13 protein-coding genes and 1 pseudogene are annotated in these 16,707 nt (G+C 67.5%); 9 read left to right on the forward strand and 5 right to left on the reverse strand.

Annotation, left to right across the window (positions count from 1 at the left end; translation table 11 throughout):
• Positions 1-3 precede the first annotated feature (3 nt).
• Together L1088_RS02975 and wecB are read left to right on the forward strand one after the other, a co-directional pair.
• A complete protein-coding gene (locus tag L1088_RS02975; RefSeq protein WP_234553660.1) occupies positions 4-561 on the forward strand; it encodes a Uma2 family endonuclease in 558 nt (185 codons plus the stop codon).
• Positions 558-1,676 (forward strand): non-hydrolyzing UDP-N-acetylglucosamine 2-epimerase, encoded by a 1,119-nt coding sequence (gene wecB / locus L1088_RS02980; protein WP_234553661.1) that lies wholly within the window; start codon positions 558-560, stop codon positions 1,674-1,676. The genes L1088_RS02975 and wecB overlap by 4 nt, the downstream gene beginning before the upstream one ends.
• Here the strand turns inward: wecB and L1088_RS02985 are convergent.
• Positions 1,651-2,846 (reverse strand): annotated as a pseudogene (locus L1088_RS02985) (MFS transporter). The gene wecB and the pseudogene L1088_RS02985 sit on opposite strands and share 26 nt — an antisense overlap.
• A gap of 67 nt (positions 2,847-2,913) precedes the next feature.
• Here L1088_RS02985 and L1088_RS02990 point away from each other — a divergent pair.
• From L1088_RS02990 to L1088_RS03010, 5 genes are all read left to right on the forward strand, one after another.
• Positions 2,914-4,017: a CBS domain-containing protein gene (locus tag L1088_RS02990; RefSeq protein WP_234553662.1), complete on the forward strand. Its 1,104-nt coding sequence runs from the start codon at positions 2,914-2,916 to the stop codon at positions 4,015-4,017.
• Positions 4,018-4,049: 32 nt separating this feature from the next.
• A complete protein-coding gene (locus tag L1088_RS02995) occupies positions 4,050-5,033 on the forward strand; it encodes a TAXI family TRAP transporter solute-binding subunit (RefSeq protein WP_234553663.1) in 984 nt (327 codons plus the stop codon).
• 61 nt (positions 5,034-5,094) lie between these two features.
• Positions 5,095-7,206, forward strand: a complete 2,112-nt coding sequence (locus L1088_RS03000; protein ID WP_234553664.1) for a TRAP transporter permease — start codon at positions 5,095-5,097, stop codon at positions 7,204-7,206.
• 28 nt (positions 7,207-7,234) lie between these two features.
• Positions 7,235-8,212: a TAXI family TRAP transporter solute-binding subunit gene (locus L1088_RS03005; protein WP_234553665.1), complete on the forward strand. Its 978-nt coding sequence runs from the start codon at positions 7,235-7,237 to the stop codon at positions 8,210-8,212.
• 142 nt (positions 8,213-8,354) lie between these two features.
• Complete coding sequence (locus L1088_RS03010) at positions 8,355-8,714, forward strand: hypothetical protein (RefSeq protein ID WP_234553769.1); 360 nt, start codon at positions 8,355-8,357, stop codon at positions 8,712-8,714.
• Here L1088_RS03010 and L1088_RS03015 read toward each other — a convergent pair.
• Together L1088_RS03015 and purU are read right to left on the reverse strand one after the other, a co-directional pair.
• Positions 8,711-9,928, reverse strand: coding sequence for a S1C family serine protease (locus L1088_RS03015; RefSeq protein ID WP_234553666.1), 1,218 nt, complete (start codon positions 9,926-9,928; stop codon positions 8,711-8,713). The genes L1088_RS03010 and L1088_RS03015 overlap by 4 nt on opposite strands.
• A gap of 46 nt (positions 9,929-9,974) precedes the next feature.
• A complete protein-coding gene (gene purU, locus L1088_RS03020; RefSeq protein ID WP_234553667.1) occupies positions 9,975-10,832 on the reverse strand; it encodes a formyltetrahydrofolate deformylase in 858 nt (285 codons plus the stop codon).
• An 18-nt stretch (positions 10,833-10,850) separates the two neighbouring features.
• Between purU and rraA the strand changes: the two genes are divergently transcribed.
• Positions 10,851-11,345, forward strand: coding sequence for a ribonuclease E activity regulator RraA (gene rraA, locus L1088_RS03025; protein ID WP_234553668.1), 495 nt, complete (start codon positions 10,851-10,853; stop codon positions 11,343-11,345).
• Here the strand turns inward: rraA and mutL are convergent.
• Positions 11,239-12,873 carry a DNA mismatch repair endonuclease MutL gene (gene mutL, locus L1088_RS03030; RefSeq protein WP_234553669.1) on the reverse strand — a complete coding sequence of 545 codons (1,635 nt, stop codon included), beginning with the start codon at positions 12,871-12,873 and terminating at the stop codon, positions 11,239-11,241. The two genes, rraA and mutL, sit on opposite strands and share 107 nt — an antisense overlap.
• Entirely contained in the window at positions 12,870-15,305 is a 2,436-nt protein-coding gene (gene mutS / locus L1088_RS03035) for a DNA mismatch repair protein MutS (RefSeq protein ID WP_234553770.1), read from the reverse strand. Before mutS ends, mutL begins: the two co-directional genes overlap by 4 nt.
• Positions 15,306-15,472: 167 nt before the next feature.
• Here mutS and L1088_RS03040 point away from each other — a divergent pair, with 167 nt between their 5' ends.
• The gene (locus tag L1088_RS03040) at positions 15,473-16,696 is read left to right on the forward strand and encodes a sulfite oxidase (RefSeq protein ID WP_234553670.1); all 1,224 of its coding nucleotides are present in this window, start codon (positions 15,473-15,475) and stop codon (positions 16,694-16,696) included.
• Positions 16,697-16,707: the final 11 nt, after the last annotated feature.

Raw genomic sequence — 16,707 nt, forward strand, 5'->3', positions numbered from 1 at the left:
TCCGTGGTCAAGCGCCTCCGCCGCTTCTCAGCTGAGGAATACCACCGCCTCGCGCAAGCGGGCGTCCTCCAGGAGGACGAGCCCGTGGAACTGATTCGGGGGGAGATCCTCGAGATGAGCCCCATCGGAAGCCGTCATGCCGCCGTGGTCAACCGCCTGGCCCGGTTCTTCATCCGCGCCCTCGAGGACGAAGCCCTCGTCAGCGTGCAAAACCCCCTCCGCCTGGGGCCCGACTCCGAACCGCAACCCGACCTGGCCCTCCTCCGGCCGAAGGAGGACGACTACGCCACCCGCCTGCCTCAAGAACAGGACGTCCTCCTCCTGGTGGAGGTGGCCGAGGCCTCCTTGGCCTATGACCTCGAGGTCAAACTCCCCCTTTACGCCTCCCACGGCATCCCCGAGGTCTGGGTGGTGGACCTGGGGCAAGGACGGGTCCGGGTCTTCCGCAACCCTAAGGGACGAGCCTACCGGGAGAGCCTGACGGCGGGCCCTGCGGACACCTTATCCCCCCTGCTCCTCCCGAACGTCGCCCTTCCCTTGGAGAAGATCCTCCTCCCATGAAGCGCGTGGTCCTCGCCTTCGGCACCCGGCCCGAGGCCACCAAGATGGCCCCTGTCTACCTGGCCCTTCAGGGGATGCCCCACCTCAAGCCCCTGGTCCTCCTCACCGGCCAGCACCGGGAGCAGCTTCGGCAGGCCCTTTCCCTCTTCGGCATCCGGGAGGACCGCAACCTGGACGTGATGCAGGAGCGCCAGGCCCTCCCCGACCTGGCGGCCCGCATCCTCCCCCAGGCGGCCCGGGCCCTCAAGGAGATGGGCGCCGACTACGTCCTGGTCCATGGGGACACCCTCACCACCTTCGCCGTGGCCTGGGCGGCCTTCCTGGAGGGCCTGCCCGTGGGCCACGTGGAGGCGGGCCTCCGGAGCGGGAGCCTCAAGGAACCCTTCCCCGAGGAGGCCAACCGCCGCCTCACCGACGTCCTCACCGACCTGGACTTCGCCCCCACCCCCTTGGCCAAGGCGAACCTCCTCCGGGAAGGCAAGGGGGAGGAGGGCATCCTGGTCACCGGCCAAACGGGGGCGGATGCGGTACTCCTGGCGGCCAAGCTGGGCCGGCTTCCCCAAGGCCTCCCCCCCGGTCCTTACGTAACCGTTACCATGCACCGCCGGGAGAACTGGCCCCTCCTCCCCGAGCTGGCCCGGGCCCTCAGGAAGGTGGCGGAAGCCTTCCCCGAACTCACCTTCGTCTACCCCGTGCACCTGAACCCCGTGGTGCGGGAGGCGGTCTTCCCCGTGCTCAAGGGGGTGGGGAACTTCGTCCTCCTGGACCCCTTGGAGTACGGCCCCATGGCGGCCCTCATGCGGGAAAGCCTCCTCCTGGTCACCGACTCCGGGGGGCTTCAGGAGGAAGGCGCCGCCCTGGGGGTGCCGGTGGTGGTGCTCAGGAACGTCACGGAAAGGCCGGAAGGCCTGGAAGCGGGCATCCTCAAGCTGGCGGGCACCGACCCCGAGCGGGTCTTCCAGGTGGTGAAGGGCCTGCTGGAAGACCACGAGGCCCTCGCCCGCATGCGCCGGGCCAAGAACCCCTACGGGGACGGCCGGGCGGGGGAGCGGGTAGCGAGGGGCGTGGCCTGGCGGCTGGGCCTTGGCCCTAGGCCCGAGGACTGGCGGCCTTAGGCCAGGAACGGAGCTGGTAAAGGCCCACGAGGAGCACCGCACTCCCCAGGGCCAAAGCCGCAGAGCGGCCACCCAAAAGCTCGAAGAGAAGCCCGGTGAGGTAGGCCCCCAAAGGCCCCGTGCCCAGCATCACCAGGCTGTAGACCGCCATCACCCGGCCCCTGAGGCGGTCGGGCACGGCAAGTTGCACCAGGGTGTTGGCGTTGATGAGCACCGAGATCATGCCAAAGCCCCCCAGAGCCAGGTAAAGGGGAACTAGGGGCGCATAGGGCAGGAAGAGGCCCAGGTGGGCCAGGGCCAAGGCAAAGACCCCGAGGAGGAGCCGGGAAGGCTTGGGCCGCCCCGTGAAGGCCATGACCAAGGCCGCCCCCAAGGCCCCCACCCCCACGCTGGACACCAGAAAGCCGTAGCCGGTGGCGGAAAGGCCCAGGACCAGCCGGGCGTAGGCCGGCACCAGGGTCTGGAAGTTCATGCCCAGGAGGCTGGCGAAGAGGACCAGGCCCACCACCCGGCGCACCAAAGGGTGCTCCAAGACGAAGCGCACCCCCTCCTGGGCCTCCCGCCACCAACGGCCGTTCCCTTCCTCGCTCCTGGGCCCCGTGGGCACGCCGCGAAGAACCAGGAGGAGGGGTAAAAAGGAGAGGGCATTGCCCAAGTAGGCTACCCCCACCCCGAAAAGGGCGATAAGGAGGCCAGCAAGGGCTGGTCCCAGGAGGCGGCTTAGGTTGAAGCCGAAGGAGTTCAAGGCGATGGCCCCGGGGTAGCGCTCCCGCCCTGCCAGCTCCACGGTGAAGCTCTGGCGCACGGGCAGGTCCATGGCGTTCAGGGCCCCGTAGAGGAAGGCAAAGGCCAGGACGTGGCCATAGCGCACCCATCCGGTGAGGATGAGGAGGGCCATGAGCATGGCCAGGAGCATCATCCCCCCTGGGTGAAGAGGAGCAGGTTCCGTTTGGGGTAGCGGTCGGCCAGCACCCCAGCGGGCAGGGAAAAGAGCAGGGAGGGAAGAAACTGAAGGGCCACCACCAGCCCAAGCCGCTCGGCGCTCCCCGTGAGGAGAAGGACCAGCCACCCCTGGGCGGCGGATTGCATCCAGGTGCCCATCTGCGAGGTGAAGAGGGCCAGCCAGTAAGCGCGGTAGCGGGGATCTCGGAGGAGGGCCAGGGCCAGCACCCCTCTATCCTACGACTGACTGACCGGTCATTACCCTTCGGGAGGCCTTCGGTCCCTATACTGAGGCATGCTCCAGCGCGGCTTTCCCCTCTTTCGGATCTTGGGGATCCCCGTGCACCTGGACCTCTCCCTGCTCCTCGTCCTGCCCCTCCTGGCCTTCCTCATTGGCAACAACCTGCCCCTCTACCTGGAGCTTTTCCGTTTGCCTCCAGATCCCGGGCTCCTGGGGGGGCCTTGGCCCTTCCTCCTGGGACTTTTGGCCGCCTTTGGGCTTTTCCTCTCCGTGCTCCTACACGAGCTGGGCCATGCCCTAGCGGCAGGCCGGCTGGGCATCGGCACCCGACGCATCACCCTCTGGCTCCTCGGGGGGGTGGCCCAGATGGAGCGCATCCCCCGGGAGCCCCTGAAGGAGCTCTGGATCGCTCTGGCAGGCCCAGCGGTGAGCTTCACCCTGGCCCTCCTCTTCCGCCTGGTCCGCACGGAGGCCGGGGCCTTGGGCTTCCTCACCCACTACCTGGCCCTGATCAACCTGATGCTGGGGCTTTTCAACCTCCTCCCCGCCCTGCCCCTGGACGGGGGGCGGGTGTACCGGGCCCTCCTCGCCCTGCGCAAGCCCTACCTCCGGGCCACCCGCCAAGCGGTGGCCCTAAGTCAAGGGGTGGCCTTGGCCCTAGGGCTTTTCGGCCTCCTGGTCTTCAACCCCTTTGTGGTCCTCATCGCCTTCTTCGTGTACATGGCCTCGAGGGCCGACGCCGAGGCTACCCTCCTGGCTCAGGCCCTCGAAGACCTCAAAGTGCGGGACCTTATGACCCCGAACCCCCTCACCGCGCCACCCCATCTGAAGGTGGAGGACGTCTTGGCCCTGGCCCTAGCGCACAAGGTGTCTGGCTTCCCCGTGGTAGACCAGGAGGGGATCTTGGGGGTAGTGGGGCTGGAGGGCCTGGAGGGGGCGGATCCCTCGGCCCCCGTGGCCCGCTACCTCCAGCCTCCCCTAGTCCTCGCTCCTGAAGACCCTGCCCTCACGGCCCTGGAGCGTATGGCCGAGCGAGGCTATTCCCGGGCTCTGGTGATAGAGGAAGGACGTCTTGTGGGCATCCTCAGCAAAACCGACCTCCTCCGGGCCTTCCAGGTGCGCCTCCTCAGCCTTGACAGGCCTACCGGGGTGGGGTAGGTTAGGGGCGCAAAAGTATACGGGAGGTGGCCATGAAGAGAATCCTTATCCTCCTAGCTTTGGCGGCCTTGGGCCTAGCCCTGGCCCAGAAGCCCAAGGTGGTCATCGGCACCGGCAGCACCGGCGGCGTCTTCTTCTACTACGGCACGGCCCTGGCCGACATCTTGAACAAGGCCGGGGTGGCCGAGGCCCAGCCGGTGCAGACCGGGGGCTCCTACGACAACCTCCAGCTCCTGCGGGACCGCACCGGGGGCGGCACCTACTACTGCGCCCTCACCACTACCGACTCCGCCTACGTGGCCTACACCGGCGAGGAACCCCGCTTCAAGGACAAGCCCGCCAAGAGCCAGCGGGTTCTCTTCTACATGTACCCTTCCTTCATCCACCTGGTAACCACGGAAAAGTCCGGCATCAAGGTGGTGCAGGACCTTAAGGGCAAGCGGGTCTCCACGGGCCAGCCCGGCTCCAGCACGGAAAACCTGGCCCTCCTGGTGCTCCAGGGGGCGGGCGTGAAGCCCGAGAGCTTCGCCAAGCGGGAGCGCCTACCCGTGGCCGAGGGGGCCAAGGCCCTGGCCGAGGGCACCCTGGACGCCTTCTTCTGGGTGGGAGGCGTGCCCACCAGCTCCATCGTGGAGCTCTCCCAGACCCTGGCCCGCAAGGGGGACCGTATCTACCTGGTGCCCATCGACCCCAAGAGCACCACCGCCCAAGTGGCCATGAAGAAGTTCCCGGGCCTAGTGGACCCCTACACCGTGCCCAAGAGCGTTTATAACACCCGCACCGATGTGCGCGGCCTGGTCACGGGCAACATCGTGGTCTGCCCGGACACCCTTCCTGCGGAGGCGGGCTACGCCATCATGAAGGCGGTGTTTGACAACCTGGACACCCTGCGCACCGCCGTGGCCGCTGCCAAGGACACCAGCCTCGAGGCCACCGCCAAGCTCTTTGGCAGGCTCCCCATCCCCTTCCACCCCGGAGCCGAGCGCTACTTGAAGGAGAAGGGCCTCATCAAGTAGGCCATGCCTGAGCCCGGGTGCCCTGGAACGCTCCAGGCCCCGGGCTCTTGTGGAGGCAAGCATGGAGCTCGAACGCCCGGTAGCCCAAACCCCCCTGGCCCGCATCGCGAACTGGATCCTGGTGTTGGGGGCGCTTTACAGCCTCTACCTGGTCCTCCACCCCTTCACCCCCCTGGCCAAGGCGGAGATCCCCATCCTGGACATTGTCCAGCTCCAGCGAAGCACCCATGTTCTCTTTCTCCTTTTAGGGGGTTATCTGGTTTCCTTTTACCTCCCCAGAAAGCGCACCCTTGGGGCTTGGGTGTACTTCCTCTTCACCCTCATCCCCCTCTACAACTTCCTCTTTCCCAGCGTCCCAGGGTTGAGCCTGCCCTTTGAGACCAAGGCGATGGGCCTCCTCTACTGGGCGGTGGCGGCCCTGCCGGCCATCCTTCCGGGCCTGAAACGCCCCGCGGACCTCCTCGCCGTCCTTCTTGCCCTCTTCCCCACCCTTTACCAACTCCGCTACTTTGAGGAGCTGGTCTACCGGGCTGTCCTTCCCGAGCCCTGGGATATGGCCATGTCCTTCGGCCTCATCATGCTGGTCCTGGGCCTGGTCTACCGCCTTCTGGGGCCGGTGATGCCGGTTTTGGTCCTCTTCTTCTTCAGCTACAACCTCTACGCCGACCTCTTCCCCGGGGCTTTCAAGGGAAGCCGCCAGGGTATCGACCTCCTCCTGGGCAAGACCTACAACGAGACCGAGGCGGGCATCTACGGCCTCATCACTGGGGTTTCCGCCAAGTACCTGGTCTACTTCACCCTGCTCTCCGGCATGATCGGGGCCCTGGGCCTGGGGAGGGTGGTGGCCAACCTGGCCTTAGCCCTGGTGGGCAAGCACCCCGCTACCCCAGGGCGGGTCACCGGTCTGGCCAGCGTGTTCATGGGGATGTTCTCCGGCTCCGGGGCCGCGGACACCCAGTTTGTGGCCGCCCTCACCAAGCCCCTCTATGAAAGGGCAGGTTATGACCGCCTGGTGGCGGCAGGCCTGGTGGCCACCGCAGGCACCATCGCCCTCATCACCCCACCGGTCATGGGTTCCATCGCCTTCATCATGGTGGAGATCCTGCAGATCCCCTACCTGAAGGTGATCGTCATGGCCCTGGGGCCGGCCCTTTTGTACCTGACCGCGGTCATCGCCTTCAACGAGTTCTACTCCCGCAAGGCGGGCTTGCCCGCGGTGGGCGCGGAGCTGGGCATGAGCCGCAGGCGCTACGCCCTGCGCTACTCCATCCTCTTCCTGCCCATCCTCCTCATCGTGGCCATGCTTTACCTGGGCTACGAGGTGCGCACCGCGGCCAGCCTGGCCCTCCTCTTCTTCATCCTCATCACCTACCTGGATCCCACCCTGCGACCCAAGGGCGCAGCCCCCATCTTCCAGGGCCTCGCCGAAGGCTTCCGCACCCTCTTGCCCATCGGCAGTGCGGTGACCGCCGCCAACCTCATCTTCGCCATGATGGTCATCAGCGGGCTTCCCTCCAAGTTCAGCCAGCTTTTGCAGCAGGTCTCCGGGGAAAGCCTCCTCCTTGCCACCCTGATCACCGCCCTCTTCAGCCTGGTCCTGGGCATGGGGGTGCCCCCCACCGCCACCTACGTGCTCACCTCGGCCCTCACCGCCCCCGCCATCATCGCCCTGGCCAAGCTAAACGGCATCCCCGACTCCGCCGCCCTCCTCGCCACCCATATGTTCCTCTTCTACTACGCCGTCCTGGCCGATGTAACCCCGCCCGTGGCCCTGTCCGCCTACGCCGCCAGCAGCGTCTTTGGCACCAACCCCCTGCAGACCGGGGTTTACGCCGCACGGGTAGCCCTTTCCAAGTACCTGGTCGGCTTCTTCTTCCTCCTCTCCTACTCGGGCACCGCCCTCCTCATCGTCCCCGTCCTGGAAAACTCCCCCCCCGCCGAAGCCTGGCCCATGATCCTGGAGCGCTTCCTCTCCGTGGCTATCGGCATCGTTTACCTCTCGGCCTCGGGGGCAGGGTACACGAGGAGGCCCTTGAAGCGCTGGGAGGCTTGGGCCTTGGGCATTCTCGCCGTGATGCTCTTCGTTCCCTTCTGGCCCCTGAACCTAGGAGCATTCCTCGCGGGGCTTTTCTTCTTCCGCAAGGGCTTGACGAAGACCAGAGGGGGAGCTTAGGGTAAAGCCGAAGGAAAGGAGGCAGGCTATGAAGAGAGCCCTTTTGGCCTTACTTTTGCTGCTGGCGTGGGGCCTGGCCCAGAAACCCAAGGTGGTGGTGGCCACCGGAGGGGTAGGGGGGGTGTACTTCTACTACGGCACTGCTTTGGCGGAGATCTGGAACAAGGCGGGAGCGGCAGAGGCCCAGGCCATCCAGACCGCAGCCTCCATCGACAACCTGCTCCTTCTGGAAAACCGCACGGGCGGGGGCACCTACTACTGCGCCACCGTGCTGCCGGATTCCGCATACCTGGCCTTCACCGGCCAGCACGACCGCTTCAAAGACAAGCCCGCCAAGAGCGCCCGCATCCTCTTCGCCATGTACCCCAACTTCCTGCATATCGTGGCCCGGGAGGGGTCGGGCATCCGGGTGATCCAGGACCTCAAGGGCAAGCGGGTGTCCACCGGGGCCCCGGGATCGGGCACCGAGGTGGAGGCCCTCTTGGTGCTCCAGGCGGCGGGGCTTTCCCCTAAGGACTTCGCCAAGCAGGAGCGCCTGGGAGCCCAGGAGAGCGCCAACGCCCTGGCAGAGGGCAACATCGACGCCTTCTTCTGGTCCGGAGGCTTGCCCACGGGGGCCATCACCGAACTCGCCGCAGGCCTGGCCCGCAAGGGGCAGCGCATCTACCTGGTGCCCCTGGACCCCAAGAGCACCGTGGTCCAGACCTTCCAAAGGCGCTTTCCTGGCCTGGCAGGCCCTGGGGTGATCCCTAAGGCCACCTACGGCGCCCGCGCCGACACCCCCACCCTCACCTTCTGGAACCTCTTCGTCTGCCCGGAAAGCCTCCCGGCGGAAGCCGCCTACGCCCTCACCAAGGCCACCTTTGAAAACCTCTCCACCCTGCGCCAGGCGGTGGCCGCCGCCCGGGATACCACCCTGGAGAACGCGGTGCGCTTCGTGGGCGGCACCATCCCCTACCACGAGGGCGCCCTGCGCTATTTCCGGGAGGTGGGGGCCCTGCGGTGAGGCCCCTCCTCGGGGGGGAACGGACCTCCCCTTGGGGGAAAGGCCCCTGGACCTGGGCAAGGGGCCCTAGCCGGCGGTGAGGGCGCGGGCTTCCCTACCCGAAGCGGCCCGGCTCCTCCTCGGGAGCTGGGCCTTTTGGCTCCTGCTGGCCCTCCTGGCCCTGGCCCGGGTGGTGGAGGTGGAGGGGGAGGGGAAACGCCACCTCCTCCTCCTCACCCCCTGGGACAGGGGACGGGTGGAGTTTGTGCACTCGGTGACGGGGAGGCCCGTGCTGCTGGAGTTCGGCCTCCCCTGGCGGTTTGCTGGTTTTCGCGCCTACGCCGATCCGGAAACGGAAGCCTACTACACCGGGGGGGAGTACGCCTGGAACCAGGCCCTGGCGGGGCAGAGGCACCGGGTCCTGGCCTATTGCTCGGAGGTGGGGGTCGTCCTGTACCTGGGGGGCGCCTGGTTCCGCGCCCAAGGGGGATGCCTGCGGGCCCGGCTCCTCTGGCCCCCCTAGCGCAGGACCTGGGGCACCACCTTCAGGGTGAGGGTGCGGCCCTGGCGCCACACCTCGAGGCTCACGGCCTCTCCCGGCTTCTTGCCGTAGAGCACCTGCCGGAGCTGGGCGATGGAGGAAAGAGGCACCCCATCGGCCTTCAGGAGCACATCCCCATCCACCCCCACCTGCAAGGCCTCACCCGTGGGAAGCTGGATGTAGGCAAAACGGCTTGGAGCCCTTAAGCCCGCCCGGGCAGCCGGGCTATTCCTCTCCACCTCCTGCACCATGAGACCAGAGGCGGGAAGCCCGTACTGCTGGCGTAGCCTTTCCGGGTAAACGGAAAGGGGAATAAGGGAAACGCCAAGCCGGGGCCGGTTTCGAATGATCTCCTCGGCGGTGAGGGTCTTGCCCGCCTTTAGCTCCGGAAGGTATTGCTTCACCAGGTTGATGGGCAGGGCAAACCCCACCCCGGCGAACTGGGCGGCCCCGAACTGGCCCGTGGGGGTGAGGATGGCGGTGTTGATGCCGATCACCTCCCCCCGGGAGTTGAGAAGGGGCCCCCCGGAGTTGCCCGGGTTGATGGCGGCGTCCGTCTGGATCACCTGGGGGACCAGGCCGGACTCGTCCCCGATGGCCCCAGGGTTTTCCCGGATGGCGGAAACGATCCCCTGGGTCACGGTGAACTCCAGGCCGAAGGGGTTCCCCATGGCAATGGCCTTCTGCCCCACCCTTATGCGGTCGGAATCCCCCAGGACCAAGGGTAGGAGCCGCTCCTTGGGAGCCTCTACCTTCAAAAGGGCCAGGTCCAGGGGTGGGGCCGCCCCCACCAGGCGGGCCCGGTACTCTTTGGGGTCGCCGTGGAACTTCACGGTGATCTGGCTGGCCCCTTCCACCACGTGGTAGTTGGTGAGGATGTGCCCTTCCTTATCAATGACAAACCCTGAGCCTGCGCCCTCCTGGGGAGGGGTCTGGAGGAAGGGGGCGAAAAACTCAAACCCCGGGGGAAGCTGGACACTCTGGGGCCGGGTCACCACCCCCACGTACACCACCCCGTCCCCGTACTTTTCCACGATCTCCACCGTGTTGCGCTCGTACTCCAAAAGCCCCCCGTCCGCGGCGGGCTGGGAAGCCTGGGGACGCTGGGTTTGGCCATTACCCAAACCCCACCAGAGCACCGCTCCGGCCATCACGGAAAGCACCAGAAAACCCAAGAAGGAACGGCCCAAGTGCATGCACCACCTCCTGCACTTACCGTACGCCCCTCGGGTTAGGTGCCGATTAGACGAAGACCACGGTCTTGTTGCCGTGGACGATGATGCGGTCTTCCAGGTGCCAACGCACCGCCCGGGCCAAGACCGTGCGTTCCAGCTCCCGCCCGAGCCTCCGCATCTCCGCCACGGAGTGGCGGTGGGATACCCTCACCACGTCCTGCTCGATGATGGGTCCTGCATCCAGCTCCTCTGTCACGTAGTGGGCGGTGGCCCCGATGAGCTTCACCCCCCGCTCGTAGGCCTGGCGGTAGGGGTCGGCCCCGGCGAAGGCAGGCAGGAAGGAGTGGTGGATGTTGAGGATGCGCATGGGGTAGCGGGCTACGAAGCTGGGGGAAAGCACCTGCATGTAGCGGGCCAGGACAACCACCTCCACCCCCTCGGCCTCGAGGAGGGCCAGGATCCTCTCCTCCGCCTCCTCCTTGCGCCCCCTTTCCACCGGCACGTGGTGGTAGGGGATGCCGAAGCGCTCCACCTCCTCCCGGTGGTCCGGGTGGTTGGAGACCACCAGGCGCAGGTCCATGGGTAGCTCCCCCACCCGGTAGCGCCAAAGGAGCTCCAAGAGGGCGTGGGCGGGCTTGGAGACCAGGATGGCCACTCGCTTCTTTTCCGAGGCGTAAGCCAGGCGCCACGCCATCTGGAAACGGCTGGCCACCACATCCTGGAAGGCCCGCTCCAGGGCCGGGCGGGACAGGTCCAGGTGGGGAGTGGTGAAGGCCAGGCGCATGAAGAAGGTGCCCCCTTCAGGGTCGGTGGAATGCTGCTGCAGATCGGTGATGTTGGCCCCGTGGGCATGGAGGAAGCCCGAAACCGCGGCCACGATGCCGGGCCGGTCCGGGCAGGTGATGAGGAGCCGCGCCTCTTCCATAGGCGCTACTATATCCCCATGGACTGGCGGACCACCGACCTATCGGACGCCCATCCCGAGGCGGAAACCCTGCCCATGGTCTTTAGAAGCTTCGGCGGCAGGTCCCGCTTCCAAGGGCGGGTGCGGACCCTGAAGGTCTTTGAGGATAACGCCCTGGTGCGCAAAGTATTGGAGCAAGAGGGCCAAGGCCAGGTGCTGGTGGTAGACGGGGAAGGCTCCCTAAGGACCGCCCTTCTGGGGGGCAACCTGGCCCGGCTGGCCTGGGAGCGAGGCTGGGCCGGGGTGGTGGTCCACGGGGCGGTGCGGGACACAGCGGAGCTCAAGGAGGTGCCCATCGGCCTCCTGGCCCTGGCCGCCACCCCCCGCAAAAGCGCCAAGGAGGGTAAGGGGGAGGTGGACGTGCCCCTCAGCCTCTTTGGGGCCCGGGTGCTTCCGGGAAGCTATCTTCTTGCCGACGAGGACGGGCTTCTTCTCCTACCCGCGCCCCCGAGCGGCGGCCAAAGCGGCGGATGAGCTCCTCCTCCTTCAGCACCAAGAAGGTGGGCCTCCCGTGGGGACAAACCCAAGGGGTTTCGCAGGCCAGAAGGGCGTCTAGGAGGGCCTGCCCCTGGGCCCCGCTCAGGGGGTGGCCCGCCTTCACCGCCGGCAAGCAGGCCAGGCGGCCCAGAAGCTCCGTCAGGCTCCTGCCCTCCCCCTTGAGGGCCTCGAGGAAGACCTGGGGAAGCAGGAGGGGGTAGGGGTGCAGGAAGGCCGGGGCGGAGAGGAGGCGAACCCGCCCCGGCCCAAAGGGCTCGTAGGCGAAGAGGGCGGAGGCTGCCTCCCCCTCCAAAAGGGCCTCCTCCTCGGGGGAAAGCTCCACCAAAACCGGGTACGGCAGGGGCTGCAGGCCCTCCTCCCTAAGGCGCCGCCGGAACTCCTCGTAGATGACCCGCTCGTGGGCCGCGTGCTGGTCCACCACGTAGAGGGCATCCCCCGCTTCCGCCAGGAGGTAGCTCTCCCGGAACTGGCCCAGGTAGCGCAGGCGGGGCAGGCCCGAAGGGGTGGGAGGGCTCAAGGGGGGAAGGGGGCTGGGCTCCGGCAGGCTCCGGGCCAGGCCGTGGCGCCGGAAGGCGCCCCGCACCGCCTCTTCCAGGGCCTCCTCCACCTCCTTGGCCACCGCCACCTCCTCCTTGCGGGCGTCCAGGCGCAGGCGGAAAAGGCTAGGCGGCAGGGAGAGGTTCACCGCCCCCACGGGGAAGTGCCCCTCGGGGAGGAGCTCTCGGTAGGCCCGGCGGAGGGCCTTAAGAAGCCCCTCGGGCCAGGCTACGGGCCGCCCGTTCACCGCCAGGAAGAGGAGGTCAGGCCGGGTGCGGGACACCTGGGGACCAGAAAGAAGCCCCCAAAGGCCCACCTCCCCCAGGGCCTCTTCCAGGGGGAAAAGCCTCTCCGAAAGCACCCGGCCGAAGGCGAGCCGGGCGGCCTCCCAAAGGCCCGCCCCGGGGAAGAGGAGCCGGGCCTCCCCCTCCACGAAAAGGGCCAAGGAGAGGCTGGGGTGGTGGAGGAGGTAGCGCCTTAGGAGCTCCAACACCCCCCGCACCTCCCGCGCCGGGTCCCTCTCCTCCCCCCGGAAGAGGCCCACCGCCTCCACCCGGGTGCCGGGGGGGGCGGGTACCTCCCGAAGCTCCAGCCTTTCCCCCTGGACCAGGAGCAGGCCCCCACCCACCTGCCCCCGGGGCCGGGAGCGCAGGCGTAGGATGGCGGCCTGGCGCAGGGCATAAAGGGCCTGGCCGCGGAAGCCCAAGGTGGCGATGCGCTCCGGGTCCTGAAGCTTGCTGGTGGCGAAGGGCTCCACCGCCAGGGGAAGCTCCTCCAGGGGGATGCCTGCGCCGTCGTCCTCCACCACCAGCCGCTCCAGCCCCCCGCCCCAAAGCTCCACCCTGACCCGCCGGGCCCCCGCGTCCAAGGCGTTCTCCAAAAGCTCCCGCACCGCGTCCCGCACCGAAAGGAGCACCTCACCCCGGGCCAAAAGGCCCCGGAGCTCCTCGGGGAGGGGGCGGATCACCCCTTCATGGTACCCAAGGGGGTGCCTAGGGCCAAGGCCTTGAGCTCGTGGAGGAGGCGGAGGGCCTCGAGGGGGGTGAGACGGTCGGGGTCCAGGGCAAGAAGCCGCTCCAACACCGCCTCCGCCGGGCCTTCCCTCCGGGCAGCCAAGGCCTGGAGCAGGGCCTTAGCCCGCTCCACCACCTCCTGGGGAAGCCCCGCCATGCGGGCCACCTCCACCCCGTAGCTCTTGGAAGCGGGCCCGGGGAGCACCTGGTGGTAGAAGGTAAGCCCCCTCTCCTCCTCCTTGGCGGCCACGTGCAGGTTCTTAAGCCGGGGCAGGGGCAAGGCGGTGAGCTCAAAGTAGTGGGTGGCGAAGAGGGCGTAGCACCGCCTTTCGTGCAGGGCCTCGGCCACGGCGGTGGCGATGGCCACCCCGTCCAGGCTGGAGGTGCCCCGGCCCACCTCGTCCAGGAGGACGAGGCTTTGCTCTGTGGCCTCCTTGAGGATCAGGGCCACCTCCTCCATCTCCACCATGAAGGTGCTCCTGCCCCCCGCCAGGTCGTCGGAGGCCCCGATGCGGGTCAGGATCCGGTCGAAGAGGGGAAGGGTAGCCTCCTCCGCGGGCACAAAGCTCCCGATCTGGGCCAGGAGGGCGATGAGGGCCGTCTGGCGCAGGTAGGTGCTCTTGCCCGCCATGTTGGGCCCCGTGACCAGGACGAGCTCGTGGGCCATCTCCAGGTCGTTGGGGACGAAGGCACTCCTGCGCTCCACCACCGGGTGCCGCCCGGCGCGGATGCGGAGGCTTTCGCCGAAGCGGGGCCGGGTGTAGCCGTAGCGCACCGCCACCTCCGCAAGGGCGGCGTAGACGTCCAGCTCCGCCAGGACCCTGGCCGCCTCCCTGAGGGCCTCCGCTTCCTTCCTGGCCCGCTCCCGCACCTCCAGGAAGACCTCCTCCTCCCGGCGGCGGATCTGGGCCTCGAGGCGGTAGAGCTCCCTTTCGCGCTCCTTGATCTCCGGCAGGGTGTAGCGCTGCCGGTCTTTGAGGGTCTGCACCGCCCGGTACTCGGGGGGCACCCGCTCGTAGTAGGGCCGGGTCACCTCCAGGTAGTAGCCGAAGACGGCGTTGTAGCCCACCTTCAGGGTGGGGATGCCGGTCCGGGCCTTTTCCCTTTCCTCCAGCTCCAGGAAGTAGGCCACCCCCTCCCCCTGGGCCCGGCGCAGGGCGTCCAGGTGGGGGTCGTACCCCTCGCGGATCAGGCCCCCTTCGGAAAGCTTCAGGGGGGGATCGTCCACCAAAGCGGCCCGGAGCTCCTCCAGAAGGCCCAAAAGGTCCGGCAGGCCCACCTCCTCCCCCAAAACGGCCCTCAGCTCGGGCAGGATCTCCAGGCTCCTGCGAAGCGCCGCCAGGTCCTTGGGGCCGGCCCGCCCCAGCTCCAGCCGGGTGGCGAGCCGCTCCAGGTCCGCCAGGCGGAAGAGGAGCCGCCGCACGCCTTCCCGCAGGGCGCCCTCCCTCACGAATCGCTCCACCTGGGAAAGCCTGGCCTCCAGGGGCCCCCGCTCCAGAAGGGGGTGGCGGAGCCAGCTTTGCAGGAGCCTGCGCCCGGGGGCGGTGCGGGTCTCGTCCAGGACCCCGAAGAGGGTGTCTTGGCCCCGGAGGGGTTCGAAGACCTCGAGGGCCCGCAAGGTGGCCTCCGGCAGGCGCATGAAGGCCCCCGGGTCGTAGAGGCGGAAGGGCCTGGGGCGGAAGCGCCCCCCCTGGGTCTCCCCCGCGTAGCGGAGCAGGGCCCCCTGGGCCCGGCGCAGGGCCAAGGGACCCTCGCCTGCGGGCTCAAAAGGCGCCTCCGAGAGCATGACGGGGAAGCGCTTCCGGAACTCCTCCACAAACTCCCCATTCTCCCGCAACTCCGGCGCCAGGAGCACCTCCGCAGGCCGGTGGCGGAAAAGCTCATCGTAGAAGGCGCTTTTGCTCTTCAAGAGCGTCCCCTTGAACTCCCCGGTGGACACGTCCAAAAAGGCCACCCCCCAACCATCCCCGGTGGCCACGGCGGCCAGGTAGTTGGCCTCCTTGGGCAGGAGGGCCTCCTGCACCAGGGTCCCAGGGGTGAGAAGCTGGGTCACTTCCCGCCGCACCAGGCCCTCCGCCTCCTCCGCAGGCTCCACCTGGTCCGCCACCGCCAGGCGGAAGCCCATCTTGAGAAGCCTTTCCGCGTAGGCGTCAAAGGCCCGGATGGGGATCCCCGCCATGGGGGTGGTGAAGTCCTTGCTGGACTTGTGGGTGAGGGCCAGGCCCAGGGCCCGGGCCAACCTCTCGGCGTCCTCGCCGAAGCACTCGTAGAAGTCCCCCACCTGGAAGAGGAGGAGGTAGTCCGGGTAGCGGTCCCGGAGCTCCACATACTGCTGGAGAAGGGGGGGCAGGGGGCCTGGGCCTTCGCCCTTGAGCATGGCCTTCATCATAACCTTCTCGTATACCCCCAGATAAGCTCGGCCAAATACGCTGATATTTATCGCAATCAATGGGACGGTACCTGAACTTGACACGGGTAAGGTGCAGCGCTTAACATGAGGCCCAATCGGTATAGGGACAAATGTCCAAAAACGCACCAACAAGGAGGGTCAGGATGGAGAAGTTGAACCGGCGCACCACGCTGAAGCTCATGGGTATGGGGGCGGCACTTCTGGCCGCAGGCGGACGGGGCTTGGCCCAACAAACCCCCACCGCCGACCAGTTGGTGAAGGGCAAAAACCCCAAGATGATCGTCCTTTCCCAGCGCCCCGTGGTGATGGAAACCCCCTATGACCTCTTGGCAAGCAACCCCGAGCGCACGCCCAAGGAAATCCTCTATATCCGCAACAACGTAGACCTCCCCGGCTACAACACCGTGGAAGGGGCCAACCTGGAGGGGTGGAAGGTGGAGGTAAGCGGCCTGGTGGACAAACCCTTCACCTTTGAGGCCAAGGAGCTCCTCTCCCTGCCCCAGCACGAGGTCACCATGGTCCTCCAGTGCTCGGGCAACGGGCGCACCCTCTATAACCCCCGCCCCTCAGGTAACCCCTGGAAGCGGGGTGGGATGGGCAACGTCACCTTCCGGGGTGTCCGCCTGAAGGACCTCCTAGCTGCCAAAGGGGTCAAGCTGGGAGAAAAGGCTTTCTACATCACCGCCCACGCCAGCCGCCAGGGCAACGCCCCCGAGTTCGTGCGCTCGGTGCCCATCCACGCCTTGGAGAACGCCCTCTTGGCCCTCTCCATGAACGGGGAGCCCCTGCCAGCGGTGCACGGGGGGCCCGTGCGCCTGGTCTTCCCCGGCTACTTTGGGGTCAACAACGTGAAGTGGGTAGAGAAGATCGAGTTCACCGAGGGAGAAAACACCACCACCGAACAGGTTCCCCGCTACCGGGTACCCACCATTCCCAACGCCGCCATCCCCTTCCTGCCGCAAGAGCCTGGGAAAACCTACCCCTACAACCTGCAGAACTCCCGCCCCAACTGGCTGGTCACCCTCAACAGCTTCATCTTTGCCCCCCTCGAGGGCCAGACGGTGGAGGGTCCCTATGTCCGCGTGGAGGGGGTCGCCTTCAACGACGGCATCGTCCCCATCGTGAGCGTGGAGGTTTCCACCAACGGCGGCCGCACCTGGCACCAGGCTCAGCTGGAACGCCAGGAGAAAAGCTTCGGCTGGATCCGCTGGCGGACCACGGTCTACCTCCGCTCCGGGGAGCACGAGATCATGGCTCGGGCTTGGGACGCCGCAGGCCGCAGCCAGCCCCTGGACGGCAACATCGCCTGGAACGAGCGGGGCTACGAGTACAGCGGGGTGATGCGGGTAAAGTTCACCGTGGCCTAAGGCTTGAGGAA

Source organism: Thermus caliditerrae (assembly GCF_021462525.1).
In the GTDB taxonomy this organism is placed as follows: Bacteria; Deinococcota; Deinococci; order Deinococcales; family Thermaceae; genus Thermus; species Thermus caliditerrae.

Coding starts and splice junctions, on each gene's coding strand:
- wecB (WP_234553661.1), top strand. CDS start 558: ATGAAGCGCGTGGTCCTCGCCTTCGGCACCCGGCCCGAGGCCACCAAG.
- L1088_RS02990 (WP_234553662.1), top strand. CDS start 2,914: ATGCTCCAGCGCGGCTTTCCCCTCTTTCGGATCTTGGGGATCCCCGTG.
- L1088_RS02995 (WP_234553663.1), top strand. CDS start 4,050: ATGAAGAGAATCCTTATCCTCCTAGCTTTGGCGGCCTTGGGCCTAGCC.
- L1088_RS03000 (WP_234553664.1), top strand. CDS start 5,095: ATGGAGCTCGAACGCCCGGTAGCCCAAACCCCCCTGGCCCGCATCGCG.
- L1088_RS03005 (WP_234553665.1), top strand. CDS start 7,235: ATGAAGAGAGCCCTTTTGGCCTTACTTTTGCTGCTGGCGTGGGGCCTG.
- L1088_RS03015 (WP_234553666.1), bottom strand. CDS start 9,928: ATGCACTTGGGCCGTTCCTTCTTGGGTTTTCTGGTGCTTTCCGTGATG.
- purU (WP_234553667.1), bottom strand. CDS start 10,832: ATGGAAGAGGCGCGGCTCCTCATCACCTGCCCGGACCGGCCCGGCATC.
- rraA (WP_234553668.1), top strand. CDS start 10,851: ATGGACTGGCGGACCACCGACCTATCGGACGCCCATCCCGAGGCGGAA.
- mutS (WP_234553770.1), bottom strand. CDS start 15,305: ATGAAGGCCATGCTCAAGGGCGAAGGCCCAGGCCCCCTGCCCCCCCTT.
- L1088_RS03040 (WP_234553670.1), top strand. CDS start 15,473: ATGGAGAAGTTGAACCGGCGCACCACGCTGAAGCTCATGGGTATGGGG.